The sequence below is a fragment of the Rhodococcus sp. NPDC049939 genome, assembly GCF_040656415.1.
In the GTDB taxonomy this organism is placed as follows: domain Bacteria; phylum Actinomycetota; class Actinomycetes; order Mycobacteriales; family Mycobacteriaceae; genus Rhodococcus_F.
Map to the genome: position 1 here is coordinate 101,660 of NZ_JBFAMC010000006.1, position 17,621 is coordinate 119,280.

16 protein-coding genes are annotated in these 17,621 nt (G+C 63.0%); 2 read left to right on the plus strand and 14 right to left on the minus strand.

Translation table 11 applies throughout. From position 1 onward, the window contains the following. Window positions 1–36: 36 nt before the first annotated feature. From AB0I57_RS18755 to AB0I57_RS18810, 12 genes are all read right to left on the minus strand, one after another. Window positions 37–1,077 (minus strand): NAD-dependent epimerase/dehydratase family protein, encoded by a 1,041-nt coding sequence (locus AB0I57_RS18755; RefSeq protein ID WP_358338593.1) that lies wholly within the window; start codon window positions 1,075–1,077, stop codon window positions 37–39. After that, on the minus strand, window positions 1,074–1,370 hold the full coding sequence (locus AB0I57_RS18760; RefSeq protein WP_358338596.1) for a hypothetical protein: 297 nt from the start codon (window positions 1,368–1,370) through the stop codon (window positions 1,074–1,076). Before AB0I57_RS18760 ends, AB0I57_RS18755 begins: the two co-directional genes overlap by 4 nt. Further along, complete coding sequence (locus AB0I57_RS18765; RefSeq protein ID WP_358338599.1) at window positions 1,367–3,031, minus strand: fatty acid CoA ligase family protein; 1,665 nt, start codon at window positions 3,029–3,031, stop codon at window positions 1,367–1,369. Before AB0I57_RS18765 ends, AB0I57_RS18760 begins: the two co-directional genes overlap by 4 nt. Continuing rightward, on the minus strand, window positions 3,031–3,933 hold the full coding sequence (locus tag AB0I57_RS18770) for a hypothetical protein (RefSeq protein ID WP_358338602.1): 903 nt from the start codon (window positions 3,931–3,933) through the stop codon (window positions 3,031–3,033). The genes AB0I57_RS18765 and AB0I57_RS18770 overlap by 1 nt, the downstream gene beginning before the upstream one ends. A gap of 1 nt (window position 3,934) precedes the next feature. Next, window positions 3,935–4,984: a 3-oxoacyl-[acyl-carrier-protein] synthase III C-terminal domain-containing protein gene (locus AB0I57_RS18775; RefSeq protein WP_358338605.1), complete on the minus strand. Its 1,050-nt coding sequence runs from the start codon at window positions 4,982–4,984 to the stop codon at window positions 3,935–3,937. A 635-nt stretch (window positions 4,985–5,619) separates the two neighbouring features. Continuing rightward, window positions 5,620–6,918: a lipase family protein gene (locus AB0I57_RS18780; RefSeq protein WP_358338608.1), complete on the minus strand. Its 1,299-nt coding sequence runs from the start codon at window positions 6,916–6,918 to the stop codon at window positions 5,620–5,622. Window positions 6,919–7,172: 254 nt separating this feature from the next. Beyond that, window positions 7,173–8,255 (minus strand): beta-propeller fold lactonase family protein, encoded by a 1,083-nt coding sequence (locus tag AB0I57_RS18785; RefSeq protein WP_358338611.1) that lies wholly within the window; start codon window positions 8,253–8,255, stop codon window positions 7,173–7,175. A gap of 685 nt (window positions 8,256–8,940) precedes the next feature. Beyond that, window positions 8,941–9,219 carry a hypothetical protein gene (locus AB0I57_RS18790; RefSeq protein ID WP_358338614.1) on the minus strand — a complete coding sequence of 93 codons (279 nt, stop codon included), beginning with the start codon at window positions 9,217–9,219 and terminating at the stop codon, window positions 8,941–8,943. A gap of 50 nt (window positions 9,220–9,269) precedes the next feature. Continuing rightward, window positions 9,270–9,632 carry a nuclear transport factor 2 family protein gene (locus AB0I57_RS18795; RefSeq protein ID WP_358338617.1) on the minus strand — a complete coding sequence of 121 codons (363 nt, stop codon included), beginning with the start codon at window positions 9,630–9,632 and terminating at the stop codon, window positions 9,270–9,272. Between the two features lie 309 nt (window positions 9,633–9,941). Beyond that, complete coding sequence (locus AB0I57_RS18800) at window positions 9,942–10,304, minus strand: hypothetical protein (RefSeq protein WP_358338620.1); 363 nt, start codon at window positions 10,302–10,304, stop codon at window positions 9,942–9,944. A gap of 334 nt (window positions 10,305–10,638) precedes the next feature. Beyond that, the gene (locus AB0I57_RS18805; RefSeq protein ID WP_358338623.1) at window positions 10,639–12,165 is read right to left on the minus strand and encodes an NAD(P)/FAD-dependent oxidoreductase; all 1,527 of its coding nucleotides are present in this window, start codon (window positions 12,163–12,165) and stop codon (window positions 10,639–10,641) included. Between the two features lie 33 nt (window positions 12,166–12,198). Further along, entirely contained in the window at window positions 12,199–13,092 is an 894-nt protein-coding gene (locus tag AB0I57_RS18810) for an SDR family oxidoreductase (RefSeq protein ID WP_358338626.1), read from the minus strand. Window positions 13,093–13,181: 89 nt separating this feature from the next. On the opposite strand from AB0I57_RS18810, the gene AB0I57_RS18815 reads away from it, so the two are divergent. Beyond that, a complete protein-coding gene (locus AB0I57_RS18815) occupies window positions 13,182–13,820 on the plus strand; it encodes a TetR/AcrR family transcriptional regulator (protein ID WP_358338629.1) in 639 nt (212 codons plus the stop codon). 62 nt (window positions 13,821–13,882) lie between these two features. Here the strand turns inward: AB0I57_RS18815 and AB0I57_RS18820 are convergent, their stop codons facing one another. Further along, window positions 13,883–14,995 carry an AbrB family transcriptional regulator gene (locus AB0I57_RS18820; protein WP_358338632.1) on the minus strand — a complete coding sequence of 371 codons (1,113 nt, stop codon included), beginning with the start codon at window positions 14,993–14,995 and terminating at the stop codon, window positions 13,883–13,885. Between the two features lie 413 nt (window positions 14,996–15,408). Here AB0I57_RS18820 and AB0I57_RS18825 point away from each other — a divergent pair, with 413 nt between their 5' ends. Further along, the gene (locus AB0I57_RS18825; RefSeq protein WP_358338635.1) at window positions 15,409–17,184 is read left to right on the plus strand and encodes a CocE/NonD family hydrolase; all 1,776 of its coding nucleotides are present in this window, start codon (window positions 15,409–15,411) and stop codon (window positions 17,182–17,184) included. Here AB0I57_RS18825 and paaI read toward each other — a convergent pair. Next, window positions 17,164–17,616, minus strand: a complete 453-nt coding sequence (gene paaI / locus AB0I57_RS18830; protein ID WP_358338638.1) for a hydroxyphenylacetyl-CoA thioesterase PaaI — start codon at window positions 17,614–17,616, stop codon at window positions 17,164–17,166. The genes AB0I57_RS18825 and paaI overlap by 21 nt on opposite strands. Between the last annotated feature and the right edge of the window lie 5 nt (window positions 17,617–17,621).

The following is a 17,621-nucleotide window of genomic DNA, read 5'->3' on the forward strand; positions in this document are numbered from 1 at the left end:
CGGCGAGGGCAGGAACAAGATGGAGTGAAGTCGGGGTCAGGACAGATCGCGAGTCAATCTGGCCAGGCCGCCTTGTGCGTCGACCCACTCCCTGAATCGATGCATCCCGGCTGTGCGGTCGATGACGGGCGTGTAGCCGAAGTCCCGTTCGGCGGCGCTGGTGTCGAACGTCGCCGAGCGTGTCATCAGTGCAAACACGTACATCGACAGCGGCGGCGAATAGCGGCCTGCGAGGTACGGGATGGTCCACACGCGGTCGAGGACCTTCACGATCGCGGAGGCCACGCGCGGGTTCACGCTCCGGTCGGGCATGGTGAACCCGAAGTCCTGGCAGACCTCGGCCATGTACGGCCAGATGTTGGTGACTTCGGCGTCGGCGATGAAGTACGCCTTGCCGCCGATGTTGTCGGAGCCGGCCGCCTTGATGGTCGCGTCGACGATGTTGTCGACGTGGCACAGTGAGGCGAACACGTCCCGGCCGCCGGACAGGTTCGGCAGCGTCCCGGCATGGGCGCGGGCGAGGAGCCGGATGATCGGACCCGAGCGGTCGCCGGGCCCCCAGATCGCCCGTGGCCGGAGCGCGCAGGTTGTGAATCCGTCCTCGTTTGCGGCAAGGACGGACTGCTCGGCTGCGGCCTTGGTTTCCGAATAGAGGTTGAGGAACTTCGTGGGATACGGCGCGGTCTCGTCAAGATTGATCTGGTCGCCACCGTCGTAGCTCATCAGCGCGCTCGGGCTCGAGATGAACACGAACCGCTTGGCACCATTGGATTTGGCTGCCGCGAGCAGCACGCGGGTCGCCGTGATGTTCTCCTGCTCGAACTGGGCGCGGGTCCCGCGCTCGTCGACGCGGGCAGCGCTGTGGACGACCACATCGATTCCGCGGGTGGCGGCTTCGAGGGATGCGGGGTCGGTCAGGTCGCCGTATCGGATCCGAAACGCCGACGTGTCGCCGAGGTCTGTGAGTCGGCTGGTCTTTCGGACGAGGATCGATACGTCGTGCTCGCCGTCGTCGGCGAGACGGCGCGCGATGTTGCCGCCGAGGAACCCGGATGCTCCGGTGACGAGGAACTTCACTCGGGGATCTCCTTCGTGTGCGACTGTTTGGTCGGCTGCTGCGTGGTCCACCAGGTCATGCCGAACAGCATCGTCAGGGCGGCGGTGGCGACCGGCGACCGTTGCCCGCCGCTGGCCCGCAGCGCGGCCGGGATCTGCGCGGCGTGCACGACGATGCTGAGGAACGCATCGATCCACCAGGTCGTCCGGGCGAGGGGGTGTTGGAGCGGACGCTTGCGGGCGGCGCGGATGGCACCGTAAGCGAGGTAGAGCCATCCGGCGATCGGGATAGCGCGCAGCAGAAGTGTTTTCATCGAGTCACCACCGCATGTCGGTCCAACTCGGTCGAGGCCCAGGCAGCAAGTTGCTCACGACCGATCTTGGCGTTGTGTCGGATATCTACTGGAAAGCGCGGGTGAATGAGAAAGGTGTCGATTTCAGCGGACAACGGGTTCTCGGCGGCCCGGGCTCGTACCGCGGCCAACGTCTCGACCGGATTCGCGCCGGGGGCGAGTTCGATGCACAGCACCGGCCGCTGTCGGGGGCGTTCGCCGACCCCTACGAGTGCGGTGCGGGCGACACCGTCCACTGCGCTGAAGATCTGCTCGACCTGCACGGGATACAGGACACCGCTGCTGGTACCGACGCGCTGGGACTTGCGGCCGCAGAACCAGATTCGGCCTTGGCTGTCGATCCGGCCGAGGTCTCCGGTGCGATGCCAGACCCGGTCTCCGTCACGGATCTTCCCGATCAGGTTCGCTTCTGGAGGCCAGAAGTAGCGGGTACTGACGTTCGGACCGGAAACGACGATCTCCCCCACCCCGACGTCCAGCGGTTGAGCCTGGCTCCAGCGCGGCAGCGGATCGTCGTCAACGGCGATGATGCGCACCTCGACACCGTCGACAGGTCGACCGATGCAGGTGCCGGCTCCACCCCTGGCCTGGTCTGTCAGCCCCGAGAGCAATTCACGTGACTCGATCGACGACATCGGGATCGCCTCGGTGGCCCCGTAACCGGCGTGGACCTGAGCCGCGTCCGGAAGTACGTCGCGCAATCCGGTGATGACTCTGTCGGGGACCGGGGCACCTCCCGAGAACACCGCGCGGACCGTCGACATCGTCGACTTGTGGGTGCGGGCGTGCTCGAGTAGCGGGCCAAGTACCGCGGGTGAGGCGAATAGTGTGGCCACGTCGAACCGGTTGATCGCGTTGACGACATGCAGCGGATTGGTGGCACCGACCTGACTGGGAATCAGTGGCGGGAGCACGATTCGGGCACCGAGGAGCAGGTAGAGCATGCCGAACATCGGAAGGGTGACCAGCGCGGACTCATCCTCGGTGACTGCGGTCATCGACTGGGTCTGCGCCAGCATCGCTTCGAGGTTGCCATGCGTCAGTTCGACCGCCTTCGCCGGTCCGGTCGAGCCGGTCGTGAACGCGATCATCAACAGATCATCGGCGGCTGGAATTGCGTGCTGCGGTGCGCGGCGGTTGGGGATACGTCCGGCGGAGGCGAGAGTGCGGCCCCTCCACGCCCAGCGGCGTCCGACCGTGACAGTCGCCCGCACATTGGGGAACGCGCGCCGGAACAGCACGCGCACGGCATGGGCCTGCGGGATCCCGATGAAGGCTTGGGGGTCGACGGCAGCCAGGCAGCGCAGCATGGGACGCAATCCCATTCCCGGGTCGATGACCACTGGGACTGCCCGGGCCTTGAACAACCCGAAAAGGATCGCGTACAACTCCGGGCCCGGGTTGACGAGCACGATCGTCCGGGTACCCGCCGCAATGCCGTCAGCGGTGAACTGTTCGGCCAGGGCATCCGACCAGGCGTCGAGTTCGGCGAACGTCAGATCGGTATAGCTGGGCAACGCGTCGGTCGGGCCGTCGGCGTAGGTCACCGCGGCCGCGCCCGGCCGACGACGGGCGATATCCGACAGTCTGTCGAGCCAGCAGGTGAGGCCGGATCTGGTCATCACGCCGCCATTACCGGGACCCGATACACGGTCGCTGCTGCGCTCGGGCCTGCGCCTGCAGCAACGAACAGCGCACTCGTCACGTCTTTCATCCCGTCTGCTGTAACAGCGCGGTGGTATGCGAGTGTCAGTGCGGCGGTGTGTGTGTCACCGGCGACGCGCGGCTCTCCGTCGACACCGAGGCTGCGAATGCCGAGCTTCTCGGCCAGCGCGGTCTGGAAGCCGGATGTCGGCTGGGAGGAGATCAGAACCGTGGTGGCCGGGTCGATGCCGGAGCCGTCGAGTGCGCGTGTGGCGACCGAGACGGCGGCGTCGAGAATCCTGACGTCGAAGTCGTCGGCGCGAGCCACGGTCATCGCCGTGCGGCCGGTGGTACCCATCGTGGACATGTCGACGAACCCCTCGACAGCGGGTTCACCGTCCAGGAGATCAACATGCACTGGTCCGAACCCCTCTGGCCGGTCAGTGTGTTCGAGCAGCATCGCCGCACCGGCGGTGGTGTACGGGAAGCCCTGGGGCGCTGCTGCACCGGTCATCGACGGGTGGGTGTCTCCGGACACGACGAGGACACGCTCGGTTGTCGCCGTCTCGAGCAGGCCGGACGCCACCTGGACCGCATTGAGAACACCGCACGCACCGTTCATCAGGTCGAAGGAGAACGACTTCGGATCGGTCTCGGTGTAGTCGAGGCCGATACCGGCGGCCTTCTGGATCAGCGCTGCGATCGCGGGCTCGACCATGTTCGAATCTCGGTAGATACCGGTGTTGATCAGCACACCTACCTGCTCGGGGCCGATCGACGCCGCCTCGAGAGCTGCGCGAGCGGCCCTCGAGGAGTGCTCGATGACGCTGGCGGTGTCCGTGTCGTGACTGACACCGGTTGCTGTGATGATGACGCCCATGTCAGGCCTCCAGAGACGAGATCGTGGCCGACAGGTACCCGGTGACGACTCCGGATGCGGCGGGCACCATCAGTACCTTCGACCCGGATGGGATGTTGCCTTGCCGCAAGTGGTCGTGTAGCACGATGAAATGCGAGGTGGATGAAGTGTTTCCGTACTTGTCGATGACGTTGAGTGGTGGCGGCATCGGCGTGGTGAATTCGCGTTCACCGAGTGCGTTGAGGAACTCCACCGCCGACGATCCGAACTGGTGGTGTATGACGTAATCGAACTTTTCGTCGGCGAATGTGCGGCCCTGTTCGGCCAGGAAGGTGCTCTGACTGCCGGTCCACAGCTTGAACCGGTCCTCGTTGTGCATTCGCCGGTTGTCGGTGTAGAGGGCGACGCCCTGAGTGCGGTCGCTCGGCTTCCCGATGCACGCATCCGAGTACTCCGACGCGGTCATCATCTCTACGTAGTGGATTCGGTCCCGTTCGTCCTCCGACACGTCGATGATCACCGCGCTACCGGAATCGCCGACCGACAGCGACGCGAACTGCGGGTCGTAACCGCCCGACAGCTCTTTGACCGCAGTCTCGGCGATCGGGGTGATTGCCTCCCCACTGACGACCATGCCGTTGCGGATGATCCCGGCGCGGATCATCTTGTCCAGCAGTAAGGTCCCCGTGAGCATGCCGGCGCAGGCGTTGGAGATGTCGAAGTGGATCACCTGTCGCGCGCCGAGCTCCTTTGCGATCATCGATGCAAACGACGGCTCGAAGTAGATCGTCTCTCCGTTCTTGCTCCGGGTGATGGATACCGAGACGATGGCATCGAGATCCTCCGCGCTGTAGCGTGACCGAGACAGGCAGTCCCGAGCCGCGTTCACCGCGAGGATGAACGAATCCTCGTAGGTCTCGGAAGACGTGGACCTCACCCGCCGTTCCCGAACACCGGTCACCGCCGCAAAGTCGAAGCTCGGCTTCTCTGCGAGACGGCCGATCAACTCTTCGGTTGTCACTACGTCCTCTGGCAGATAAGCACCGATTGCTTCGAACCGGGAATACGTCACCACTCACCCCTCTATTTAGACCGGCCTCGTCCGCTTCCATGCCGAGTCGGTGCATTGTGTGAAGTCCCCCACGGAATCTCGCCATCCGCGGACAGGAAGAAGATCACGGGACGGTATTGGCGTGCAACCGTCCGGCTCTCAGCCCGTCTCTGCGGCGAGGAATGTACAGCCGAATACGAGCAGTCGTCACCGTCGCCCTCGCTGTCAATGTGCAAGGGGCGTGTAAGTCAGTCGCGGGTATCGGGCAGGCTGACACGCCAGGCGGGGGCGACACACTACAACACCCTCGGGAGTGGCAACCGCTCCGACCTGCAGGTTCACCGCCGCCCAGCGGGAGGAATCGGTAACGACCGAACCACTCGAACGTGGAATATGGACTGCGAGAGAGGCTGATTCGGATGCCCTCTATGAATCGTGTCACATTACCGCGCGTCCTGCTTGAAAGCGGTACGGCTGGCATGGTCTTGTAGCGTTGGACTCTTATTACTTCAGAGTAGTATCGAGTCTTCAGTGGTGGAGACACGTGAAATACATTTCATTCCAGCCGCTTTCGGTGCGTACTCGGGAAACCGGTCGGCCCGAGGTGCTTGCCTTTCCGCCGGTCGGAAGTCCCCGTGGGGTGGTGGGATGAAAGTTCAGTCCAAGGTGCACCCGGCCAGCGGAACGCCGTTGAGTCGGTCGAGTAGGTAGCTGACCGCACTGTCAGGGCCGTATCCCTCGATGTACTCCGGTCCCAAGTGGTTTGGTAAGGCCGCTCCGGGCAGGATAGGGGGCAGGGTGTTCGTACGGAATGTAACGGTCGCGCCACGAGCGCACCAGTCCTCGGCGAGTTGGCGAGCCTGACCATGGGGCACGGTGTCATCGTTGATCGCACTGGTGATCAGGACCGGGCTCGACGGAGTCATTGTGCCGATTCGCTGTTGCCGTAGCAGTTCGACTACCTCCGGGATTTCGCGCAGGTGCTCGAGTATCGGGCGTCCGTCCACGGTCACGCTACTGGTCTGCGTAAAGGGACGCTTGAAGATGATGTCGGCGATGCACGAGTCGCTGAGCGTGGCGAGAAGATCTTTACCTGCGGGAGTGACTAGTTCATCGACGAATTTGCGCATATCCGGATTGCGTTCGGTGAAACCATTCACCGCGTAGCCGACAACGGCTCCGATGAGGTTGCTGTTATCGATCCGCTCGAGCACCGCGGTGAGATCCGCAGTCGGCGCGCCGGCCCAAGTTCCCTCGAGATTGAGCTCCGGCGCATAGTCCGGCTGCAGCTCCGCGGCCGCTGCGACGGCGCCACCACCCTGCGAAAAACCCCAGAACACCACCGGCGTCGTAGAACCGGAGTCGGCCAGCGCGTTTGCAGCCCGCGCAGCGTCTAGAACCGCGTGCGCCTGCTCGACTCGGTTGGCGTACGTGTGAATCCCGGGTGTGCCCAACCCGATGTAGTCGGTCACGAACACCCGGGCGCCGAGCGAACTCCACGTCGCGGCCGAAATCGCCTCCTGGTTGGCAGACAACGACAACATCGCTGGATCGGCATACAGGCCGGTGGAAAATGCGACCGACATCGCGCACTGGTCACCCTGGCCGGACGTGCCTGGAGCAATTACGACTGTCGGCTTGTCCCCCGTTCCCTGCCAGGGGTGGGCTGGATCGATGTAGGTACCGCTGACCGCGACCGCGTCCCCATCTTGCGTGCGTGAGGTGTATAGAACCTTTTGGCCAGTAATCGGCCAGATGCCGTCCGCCCCAGGTGGGGCCGCGAAGATCGCCAGGGGCTCGGTTCTGATCACCGTGCCCGGTGTCTGATCGACCAACGGCGGAGGAAGGTAGAAGCTGTCGACTGGAGCGGCAACCGCAGCAGTTGCGCCAGGCCAGATTGCCACAGCTGCAGCAGCACAGGTCATCGCGACCATGGTCGCCAGGCGTTTGTTCACCTGGCTCACCCTGGTCCGAGCAAGTCGCCGCATAGTCGAGTCCCTCCCCTGATGTGCACCCTCGCTCACGTCGGGCCGACACCCAGCGAGTGAGCCGACTTCCCGTCGGGCGAGTAGCCGGACACTAGCAGGTATGGGTGATGGTCGTCACGGCAGGCCCGAAACTGGACCAGCCCGTTGCCCGAAGCTCCGGCGAAAGATGTCTCGCATTCAGTTCTTTGGTGTTTGTGTCAGCTGAACACGCTGCCTGCGCTCTAGCCGCTGCCGGCCAGCGAACCGAAGTCGATGCACAGCGAACCAAAGCACTGGTCGATGGTGATCACCGACACGGTGTCGTCATCTCTGTTGGTGACGTAGGCGCGGGTTCCGTCCGGCGCGATCGCCACCTGTTGCGGGGCATCCCCGACCGCGATGGTGTCGACCTCGGTGTTGGTGGCGATGTCGATCACCGACACGGTGTCGTCATCTCTGTTGGTGACGTAGGCGCGGGTTCCGTCCGGGGTGATCGCCACCTGTTGCGGGGCGTTGCCGACGGGGATGGTAGCGACCTCGGTCTTGGTGGCGGTGTTGATCACCGACACCGAACCGTCTTTGAAGTTGGTGACATAGGCGAAGTCGCCGTTCGGGGTGATCGCCACCCCCTGATGGGGGGCGTTGCCGACCTCGATGGTGTCGACCTTGGTGTTGGTTTCGATGTTGATCACCGTCACCGAACCGGAATGATAATGGGTGACGTAGGCGAAGGCCCCGTCCGGGGTGATCGCCACGTATTGCGGGACGTTGTCGACCTCGATGGTGTCGACCTCGGCGTTGGTGGCGGTGTTGATCACCGACACCGAATGGTCGACGATGTTGGTGACGTAGGCGAAGGCCCCGTCCGGGGTGATCGCCATCCCCTGCGGGGCATCCCCGATCGCGATGGTGTCGACCTTGGTGTTGGTCGCGGTGTCGATCACCGACACCGAAGAGCGTAAGTTGTTGACGACGTAGGCGAAGGCCCCGTTGGGGCTGATCGCCACCTGTTGCGGGGCGTTGAGGATATGAGGGGCCGAGATCGTGATGGTCTCAACCTCGGCGTTGGTGGCGGTGTCGATCACCGACACCGAACCGTCGACGTTGTTGGTGACGTAGGCGAAGTCCCCGTTCGGGGTAATCGCCACCCCGAGCGGGCTGTCGCCGACCGGGATGGTGCCGATGACGGTGTCCGCGGCGGCGGTCGCGGCCCCCGCCCCGGCCATACCGAGAACCATCAAGGAGGTGACCGTCAATCGGGGCAACAGGTGTCGCACACGCCCCCTGACCTCGGGGTAGTTGCGGAAACCGCTGTGGTGACTCAAATTTTCTCCTGCCCTTCGAGGAACCAAACGGATCAACACGTCGTGGAAAAACCGGCGGCCGCAATGGTGAGTACCGGCAGCTCATCGGAGGTTATCAACTGGGCGTAAATCTGTACCCTCGAATTCGCCGAAACTGTCACGGTCACAATGCCACACGTGACCTGATCGAGTGTCGGCATCGTACGCGTGACCCGGCCCCCGCACGCTCCTCGTTGGCGTAACCTGACGTATGGCCGCAGACGACGTTCGAGGACAAATCGGCACGCGATCAGTGAGGCGAGTTCTGCTTCCGCCACATGACAACGGCTGCGGAGAACCAAATTGTCAGAGCGACCATAGCCAGAGACCAGCCGATGATCCCGCTAAAGTACTTTCCCTGCAAAATGATCGGGACCATGACACCCAGAATGACCAACGACATACAGGTGCCGTTGAATATTCGAAACCTCTGTTTGGTCATCGCTCTACTCTTGTCCCCAAGCTCGAGCAACGCAAGCTCCACGGTTCCTCGCAATACCGCCGGCGTTCGCGAGATCGACTTATGTTGCGGTCGGGTCATTTCCAACCGAATCGACCTTCTGTAGCACGATGACGGTATGTCTCCAACCAAGTCTGAGGTGTCTATTCGGGACCGTTGGGCGTGGCCAATTACGTTCGCCGTGACCATGGTGCTCGGAGCGGTACTTCACTTCACGGTGGAACCGCAAGCCTGGATCCTGGCTGCCCTCGCGATCGGGATCGCTATCGTCTTCAATCTGGTTTCGTGGCTCGTTGCGCGCCGGTGCGAGCACGTACCGTACACCACTGCGTCGACGGAATCGGCAGACACGTCGAGCTTGTGCAGCAGTGCCGTAATCGCATCGCTAGCAAGCTCGGACGGCGGCTTGTCCGACACCGAACACAGATCAAACCCATAGGAACGCAGCCGATCAGCGAGTGCGCCCGCCCCCGCTACCTGATCCACGGGCTGGAGTTCCCCGACAGCATAGACCGGTGGAGTGATGATTGCAGCCATTAGGCGGCGGCGCTGTAATGCGCCAGAACCTTGGTGATCAGACCGTCCTCACCGACGAACAGGACTTCCGCTACCATCCGGCCACCGACACTGCGCATGTAAATCGTCACCGTATCCACGCAGTGCAACACATCCACGACCTCGAATCGAAGGTCCGGATTCGCGGCTAGTGCCGTTCCAAAGTACTTCTTGAGCCCGTCACGACCTTGGACGACGTCACTCCCCATAGTCTGTCCGGCGAAGGGTGACACGAGTTCGATGTCCGGTGAGTACAGACGGAGAATCTGCTCCAGGTCATGGGTGTTCCAGACCTCAATATGGCGCCGGACGAAGGTCTGCGCGTCATGATCAGTCCATGCCATTGTCAGGATTTTCCTATTCTGAGTCAGAGCTTGCGGAGGACGGTAGAGCTGAAAAGATGACTAGCGCCGATGCCGATGACTAGGGCGCGCTGTCCTTGGGCTGTGTCCCCGGAGCCGATCCGGGGGCACAGCCGTTCTCGAGATCAGTTCTTCGCCGGCGGGTTGTTGTGATTCCACTCAGCCGGATTCGGCTGGTGTCCTCGATGTTCCTCGGTATGGCGGCACCCTCGTCTGCGGTTGCCTCGCTGCGGTGACCGATCGGGCCGACACCACGGGACGTGGCGCCGACCCGAAAGGCGGTGCGCTAGGTCAACCCAAGGAGCCGAGCACCAGCTCCATCGAGCCGAACCCCATCTCCATGGAGCCGAACCACAGCCGTGCTGCGGCGAGGTCAAGAGCGTCGATCGGTGCTGAGGGGCACGGGGGCACGCCGAGTACGTCGGGGCCTACGGCTTCCCAGCACTCAGTGATCTGCTCCGGGGTGAAGGTCCGGTCGAATCGATACGCCTCCCAGATGGTCTCAGCGGAACCCGACCGGATGTAGCTACCGCCTGCGGGAAGGCTCCCGCCGCCGATGGAGTCTTGGGCGTGGGCGACTGCAGGGGCTGCGGCCAGGAATAGCCCCGCGGTCAGGGTTGCGACGATCTTGAACGGGCTTCTCAATTGCTTCATCTCCAGACTCATGAATTACCTATCGTGCACTGGCCGATATCGGCTCGGCATACTATAAGCAACGATTCGATCGATCGATCGAAGTTTGGAGGTCCTTCCCGAGTTGACACTGCGGAGAGGATGTTCAATGAACCGGCGCATTCGGCGACCAGGCACGCTCTGTGCTCCGAAACTCGCTTCCATAGAGGATGTTTCACAACAAGCGCTGGCGGTGGAGTTGTGGAATATTGCTGCCCCACAACTCGACGGCCTGCTCCGGCACCTACGGTGAGGGGACACTCGCGTACTTGTCGCCGGCCCCGTCACCGCCGATCCGTCGGCATACAGATCGCTTTCAGTGCCCCGTGCTTGCCATCTCTTGTTTCCGAGATCCGCTGAACATCATGGCGTCGTCCACCACTTTTCCGTGACGGAGCGTCACGAGATCGCGGAAGTAGTTCATCGGCACCTGCCACGGCGCTTTCGAACCCTGCTTGGGGAAAGACTCCACCGAACGCAATACGTAACCCGCAGCGAAGTCGAGGAACGGCGCCTCTTCGACAGAGGGGTCTCGTTCGGGGACGCATACCGTGTAGTCGTTTTGGTCCATGTGCGCGAGTAGTCGGCAGACATACTCACACACCAGATCAGCCTTGAGTGTCCAGGACGCATTGGTGTACCCGACGACGAAGGAGAAGTTGGGCACACCGCTGAGCATCATGCCCTTGTAGGCCATGGTCTCGGTGAGGTCGATGTCGCGGCCGTCGACGGCGAGCGTCATCCCTCCAAATGCAATCAGGTTCAATCCCGTTGCGGTGACGACGATATCGGCCTCGAGTTCCTCGCCTGACTTCAACGCTATGCCGTTGTCGGTGAAGGTGTCGATATGATCTGTCACGATCGACACCTTGCCGTCGTTGATCGACTCGAACAGGTCACCGTCGGGTACCAGGCAGAGCCGCTGGTCCCACGGGTTGTAGTTGGGTGTGAGGTGGGTGTCGATGTCGTACCCTTTTGGCAGCAAACCCTTCTGAAGTTGTCGGATTCGACCCTTCATGAGATTCGGATACCGCTGGGACAGTTGATAAATCGCGGTTTCAATCGTCGCGTTCTTGAGCCGTATCAACGAGTATGCGGGCCGTGCGGGCAAGAGGCGCCGGAGGCCGTTGGCCACCTTGTCGACGCGAGGCATCGGGAGGATGTACGTGGGCGAACGCTGAAGCATGGTCACGTGGGCCGCGTCGGTGGCCATGGACGGCGCGAGGGTGACCGCAGTGGCACCGCTGCCGATGACGACGACGCGCTTTCCGGCGTAGTCGAGGTCGTCCGGCCAATGCTGGGGATGGACGACCTGCCCCTCGAAGCGGTCGATTCCAGGGAATTCCGGTGTGTAGCCCTCGTCGTAGCGGTAGTAGCCGCTGCAGGACATGATGAAGTCGGCGGTGAACCGAACCATCTCACCGGTGTCGCCGCGCTCGACATCGACCGTCCACTGCGAGTCCGGGGTGGACCACTCGGCGCGGACCACGTGGTGCCGGAAGCGGATGTTGCGGTCGATACCGTGCTCGGTGGCCGCCTCCTTCAGGTACTCGAGGACGGAGGATCCATCGACAATCGACTGGTCCTTCTCCCACGGCTTGGAGCGATAGCCCAGCGTGAACATATCGGAGTCGGAGCGAATTCCCGGGTAGCGGAACAGGTCCCACGTGCCGCCCATCGACTCGCGGCTCTCCAGAATGGCGAATGTCCTGTCAGGGAAGCTGTCCTTGAGGTGACGCGCGGCGCCGATTCCCGACAACCCGGCACCAATGATCAGTACATCGAGATGTTCGACGGGGGTCTTCGCGTCGTGGATGTCGGGTGTGGTGCTGGCGTGTGCCATGAAGGTCCTTTCGCTTGGGTTGGGAAGGGGCGCTTATTTGGGGTCTACGGCGACGTCGCCGAGGGCGACATTGCGCGCACTTGTGGACCGGCCGAGCTTCGCGACTTCCTCGTCTATCTTGGGCAGGATCCGCGGGATGTGGGGGAGAACGCGGCGATCACCGATGCGCGAGGTGATCACCGACTTCAGCCACCCCATCACCCCGACCCAACCTGGGACGTAGACCCGGCGCTTGCGCCCGGCCAGTCCGTCCACGAACGCGTCGACGCAGGTGTCGACCGATGTGGTCTTGCCCAGCGGTCCAGGAAGGACTGCGAGGAACTCGTTGAACGCGGCGAGGTCCTTCTTCGTGTCCTGAACCAGCGGTGTGTCGATCCACGACATGTGTGCCGAACCGACGGCGACGCCCCGGTGGGCGACTTCGATACGCAGGGTGTTGGCGAAATGCTCGACGCCGGCCTTGCTCGCGTTGTAGGACGCGAGGCCTGCGGCGGGGGTGTACGCGGCGAGGGACGAGACGATAAGGATGTAGCCCTTGCGCTCGATCACAGACGGTAGCGCTGCTCGGACCGTGTGGAAGGCGCCGATGATGTTGACGTCAATGACCCGTTTGAAGGTTGAGGGATCGACCTGCATCACCGAGCCGTAGCTGGCGATACCGGCATTCGCGAGAACGAGGTCGATGCCGCCGAACTTGGCGACGCCCGCGTCGACGGCCTGCTGCATGGCGGCGAGATCGCACACGTCGGCGGCGGTGGCCAGGGCGACGTCGTCACCGAGTTCGGTGGCGAGAGCCTGCAGTGGTTCCGCGTCGAGATCGATGAGAACCAGCTTGACGCCCTTACGGGCGAGGGCACGGGCGGTCTCGGCACCGATGCCCCGCGCGGCGCCGGTAACGAGCGCGACTTTGTTCCTGAGCGTGGGCATAGTCCCCTCCTGGGGTGTGATCTGGCACGGTTCGGTGTCAGTTTGCATCTGGAACCACACGGTGTCAAGATTGTCGGGTGAATTGTTGGGTGAATTCGACCGGGCAGGACGCGACGGGTCGCACCTACCGCGGCGCCGGGCCCCAACAGCGTCGGGAAGAGCGCCGTGCTCGCCTGGTCGACGCTGCGGTCGAGGTGTTCGGCACGAGCGGATACCGCAGCGCGACCGTCGACAAGATCTGCGCGGCAGCCGGCCTGACCAAGCGCTACTTCTACGAGTCGTTCGACGGTAGCGAGGCATTGCTCTTGGCGGCCTACGCCAGCGTTACCGACCGGCTCCGAGAGAGCATCCTTCGCGGCGCCGACGGCGGCGTGGATCTGGACGAGAAGATTCGCGGGGCCCTCGCATCATTCTTCGAGACGGTCGCCGACGACCCGCGGATCTCCCGGATCGCGTTCCAGGAGGTCCTCGGCGTTGGTCCCGAAGTGGACGACGCATATAGGTCGTGCACGGGGTCCTTCGTCGACGCCGTCCTCATCGTCATCGACCCCGAGATCGACCGCACCGCCGTGTCCGATTTGCACCTACGCACCCTCGCGACGGGGCTGGTGGGCGCCGTTCTGCTGATCGCACAGCAGTGGGTGTTGTCGGACAACCATCAACCCATCGAGTCCGTTATCGCCGGCGCGCACACCATCGTCATGGCTGTCCTCAGCGAGTTGGTCTGACCTCTGTGCGGGTCCCATCTGTCGTTTCTTCGCCTGACCGCCTTGCTCGATGCGGCATTCGTTCAGTCTGAGTGCACCGGTGCGACATCGGGCGCCTTGGGTGGTGGAGGCATGAAGCGGAGATAGGCGCGTGCGCCCAACGGGGCGGCAAACAACATGATCACTATGCGTATTACCTGCACCGCAGCGATGAACGTGACGTTTGCTCCGCTCTCGGTGGAAACGGCCAGAACTGCGGACAGGCCCCCGGGGGTGGTGGCCAGGTACCCCTCGAGCAGGCTGATGCCGGTCGCATGCGCGAGCAGTATCCCAAGGCAGGCGCATGCGACTACGACGCCGAGGATGAGCAGTATGGCAACTGGGAGCACCCGGAAGATCGTCCGCACACTCGCCGGAGTGAAGGCAAGCCCGGCCTGCCACCCGATCACTGCGAAGGCCAGCAGGAGAAGCAACTGTGGAACGGCGACAGTTTCGACCCATCCTGTGAGTTCGACAGCCCCGGCGACAGTCAGTGGGCCCAGCATGGCCGGAGCAGGCAGTCGCACGACGCGGGCTGACCAGATTCCGACGACAATGCATCCGACGACCAGCGCGACCCCGATATACCACGGCGCACCTGCGGATTCGGAGTAGTTCCTGGACGGCGGGTTCGCGTTCCCGGCATCGAAGAGCAGGGTTGCTGCCAGTGGCATCATCATGATGATCAGGGCGACCCGGATGTACTGAATCACGGCAACGGTACGTATGTCGCCACCGAGTTCCTTCGTCATCGCAACCAGCCCTTGGGCGCCACCGGCGACCATCGACAGCGCACCCGTGAGTGGATCGACGCTGCGGTGCAGGCCGAGCAGCACACCTGCGACAATGCTGATGACAAGTGTTGCGACGCAGACACTCACGGCTGCGATCCAGTTGGATCCCAATGCCGCCAGAGTGTGTTTGTCGAGCATGAATCCCACGCTGACGCCGACAACGCCTTGCGCCGCCATTTCCACTGCGGGTGGCACCCGGGCGGGCCCAGTTCCGCTCAGGGTGCAAATAGCGGCCACGACCAGCGCCGCGAACACTGCCGCAGCAGCGAGTCCGAATGCGCTGAGAGCGCCCCATGCGAGCGCTGTCCCCGCGATCAATGTCAACCACCGCTGCGCGAATCGCGGGCTACGACCCCATCTCATGATAGATAAGCTTAGGCTTGGTAAATAGTCAAAGACAGACGGCATTTGCGAAGATTGACTCCAAGTTCGCGGACTGCCTAGGCTCTGGTGAAAGCTGCTGCACGTCAGGGAGTTAGAGACTCGGACCGACGGACATTGAGATGTGCTGAGAGCTGAGGGGCACGACTATTGAACTTGCCTTTACAGTCAGGTGACACCGTAGGCGGTATGCAGCCTCACGGCCGCGGTCGGCAATCTCCGTGCCAGGCCGGCTCGAGTAATGCAACACTGGTCTTGGCCCATCGAGTGATCTCGTCACGAGTTCGTTCGGTGGGTGCTCACAAACGTCATGGCATTCGGATGTATTCGAACATACGGACGGATGGTGAGTGGACGTGAACAGTAGAACAGTTGGATCAGTGCTGGTGGCCGTGATGACGGCTACGACGGTATTGCTGACGCCGACTACGGTGGCAGCCCCGGCGACGGCAGATCCTGTCGGCTTCTCGAAGGACACGCTTCACTTCCAGGTCTCCGTCGGACCGAGCAGTGACGAATCATGTGACATCGTCGGTGACGTATACAAGCCGGACTCGGCGTCCGCGGAAAGTCGGGTTCCCGCCGTGCTCACTACCAACGGCTTCGGCGGTTCCAAGGACGATCAGGCTGGGATTGCTTCGTTCTTCGCGTCCCGCGGATATGCGGTGCTTGCATATTCGGGACTCGGATTCGGTGGTTCTGGCTGCAAGATTTACCTGGACAACCCCGAATATGACGGCCGGGCAGCAAGTGAACTGGTCAGTTTTCTCGGCGGAAAGGATGGCATAGCGTTCGGAGACCCCGGGCACACGCTTCCGGTTCCGGGCCTCGACTACGTCGTGCAAGATGAGACCGCGTACAACGGCACGGCGCAGGACCACAATCCGCGGGTCGGCATGATCGGCGGATCGTATGGTGGGTCGGTACAGTTCGCCGCGGCGGCAGTCGACCCGAGGATCGACACGATTATCCCGATGATTACCTGGAATGACCTCAGCTACTCGTTCGCTCCCAACGGCATCGGCCAGACGTCAGGAGTCAGCACATCCGTCCCGGGCGCGTCGAAAGTGCTGTATGCGGTCGGATTTGGGGCGTCTGGCATCACCGACCCAGGGGTCGAGGGGTATGTGCAGGACCCGTCACGGGCTTCGGGCTGCCCCAACTTCGCCGACGCCGTCTGTCCTGCGCTGGATCAGGCTGTGGTGCAAGGCTATCCCGACGCGGAGTCCGTTGACTTCCTGCGTCAGTCGTCCGTGGTGTCTTACTCGGACCGGGTGAGGATTCCGGTTCTCCTGATGCAGGGTCAGGAAGATACTCTGTTCGATCTCAACGAGTCCCGGGCGACGTTCGATGCACTCAGGGCGCAGGGCAACGAGGTCAAGATGATCTGGCACAGCTGGGGACATTCCGATGAAACGCCAGCCGAAGGCGAGCTCAACCTGGACGATCCCGACCCCACGACCCAATACGAAGCTGCCCGGATAGTCGACTGGTTCGACCACTATCTGAAGGACACCGGAGTCGACACCGGTCCTGTTTTCAGCTATTTCCGTGACTGGGTCGACTACTCCGGCATTGCCACGCCCGCGTATGCCAACTCATCTGATATCGATGTGGGGAAGGATTATTCGCTTTATCTTTCCGGTGACGGCTCGTTGACCCGTCACAGCGGCGGCATCGTTCCCGGCGCGCAAACGTTGAGCACGCTTGCGGGCGGACTTCCCACCGAATCGGAAGCTCCCAATATACGGCCAGGCTTGCAGGTTCCGCAGGGCATGGTTCCGGACACCCGGGCGCAGTGGTCGTCCGAGTCCCTCACAGATCCGCTCTACGTCGTCGGGGCGCCGACGCTCAACCTCCGCGTCACGGCGACGCCCGCGGTCACTGGCGTCGAGGACGCGGTAGTGGTGTTTGCCAAGCTGTACGACGTTGCCCCCGACGGCAGCGAGAACTTGATCAACGGTTTGGTCGCTCCGCTCCGGATCACGGAACCCGGTGAGCCGATGCGGGTCACGATGCCGGCTATCGTCCATCGATTCGCCGAGGGACACCAGGTCCGCCTGGTGGTGGCAGGCGGGGATCCGAGCTTCCGCGGGGGTCTGGTCGCTCACCAGGTCACGATCTCGAGCGATCCCGGTCAGGAGTTGGTGTTACCGGTCACGGGCGGCTGACTCCATCGAAATCCCCCTCGGTGGAGTAGAGGCGATGGTCCTGCTGTCGCCGCGGAATTCGGCGACGGTCTCGATGCCGTGGCGCACGGTGACGTCGTAGATACCGTTGCGCCCGAAGCGAGCCCGCTCGGTAGCCTCGGCGACGAGGATATCCCCGAGTCGGCTCGGGGCCAGGAACCGGATGTCGGCGCGGGCTGCCACGGCCGGCGTGTCGTATCCGTTGCACGCCATGGCGAATGTGGTGTCGGCCAGGGTGAACACGAAACCGCCGTGCGTGATGCCGTGGCCGTTCACCATGGTCGGTCCAACGACCATGGACGCGACCACGCGCCCGGGGGACAGTTCGTTGATCTCGATTCCAAGAGTTCGTGACGCGATGTCGGCCTCGAACATCTCCCGTGCGATCCCGCACTCGGTCGCGTCGGCGGACATGATTC

Coding starts and splice junctions, on each gene's coding strand:
- AB0I57_RS18760 (WP_358338596.1), bottom strand. CDS start 1,370: ATGAAAACACTTCTGCTGCGCGCTATCCCGATCGCCGGATGGCTCTAC.
- AB0I57_RS18765 (WP_358338599.1), bottom strand. CDS start 3,031: ATGACCAGATCCGGCCTCACCTGCTGGCTCGACAGACTGTCGGATATC.
- AB0I57_RS18770 (WP_358338602.1), bottom strand. CDS start 3,933: ATGGGCGTCATCATCACAGCAACCGGTGTCAGTCACGACACGGACACC.
- AB0I57_RS18795 (WP_358338617.1), bottom strand. CDS start 9,632: ATGGCATGGACTGATCATGACGCGCAGACCTTCGTCCGGCGCCATATT.
- AB0I57_RS18800 (WP_358338620.1), bottom strand. CDS start 10,304: ATGAAGCAATTGAGAAGCCCGTTCAAGATCGTCGCAACCCTGACCGCG.
- AB0I57_RS18805 (WP_358338623.1), bottom strand. CDS start 12,165: ATGGCACACGCCAGCACCACACCCGACATCCACGACGCGAAGACCCCC.
- AB0I57_RS18810 (WP_358338626.1), bottom strand. CDS start 13,092: ATGCCCACGCTCAGGAACAAAGTCGCGCTCGTTACCGGCGCCGCGCGG.
- AB0I57_RS18820 (WP_358338632.1), bottom strand. CDS start 14,995: ATGAGATGGGGTCGTAGCCCGCGATTCGCGCAGCGGTGGTTGACATTG.
- AB0I57_RS18825 (WP_358338635.1), top strand. CDS start 15,409: ATGACGGCTACGACGGTATTGCTGACGCCGACTACGGTGGCAGCCCCG.
- paaI (WP_358338638.1), bottom strand. CDS start 17,616: ATGTCCGCCGACGCGACCGAGTGCGGGATCGCACGGGAGATGTTCGAG.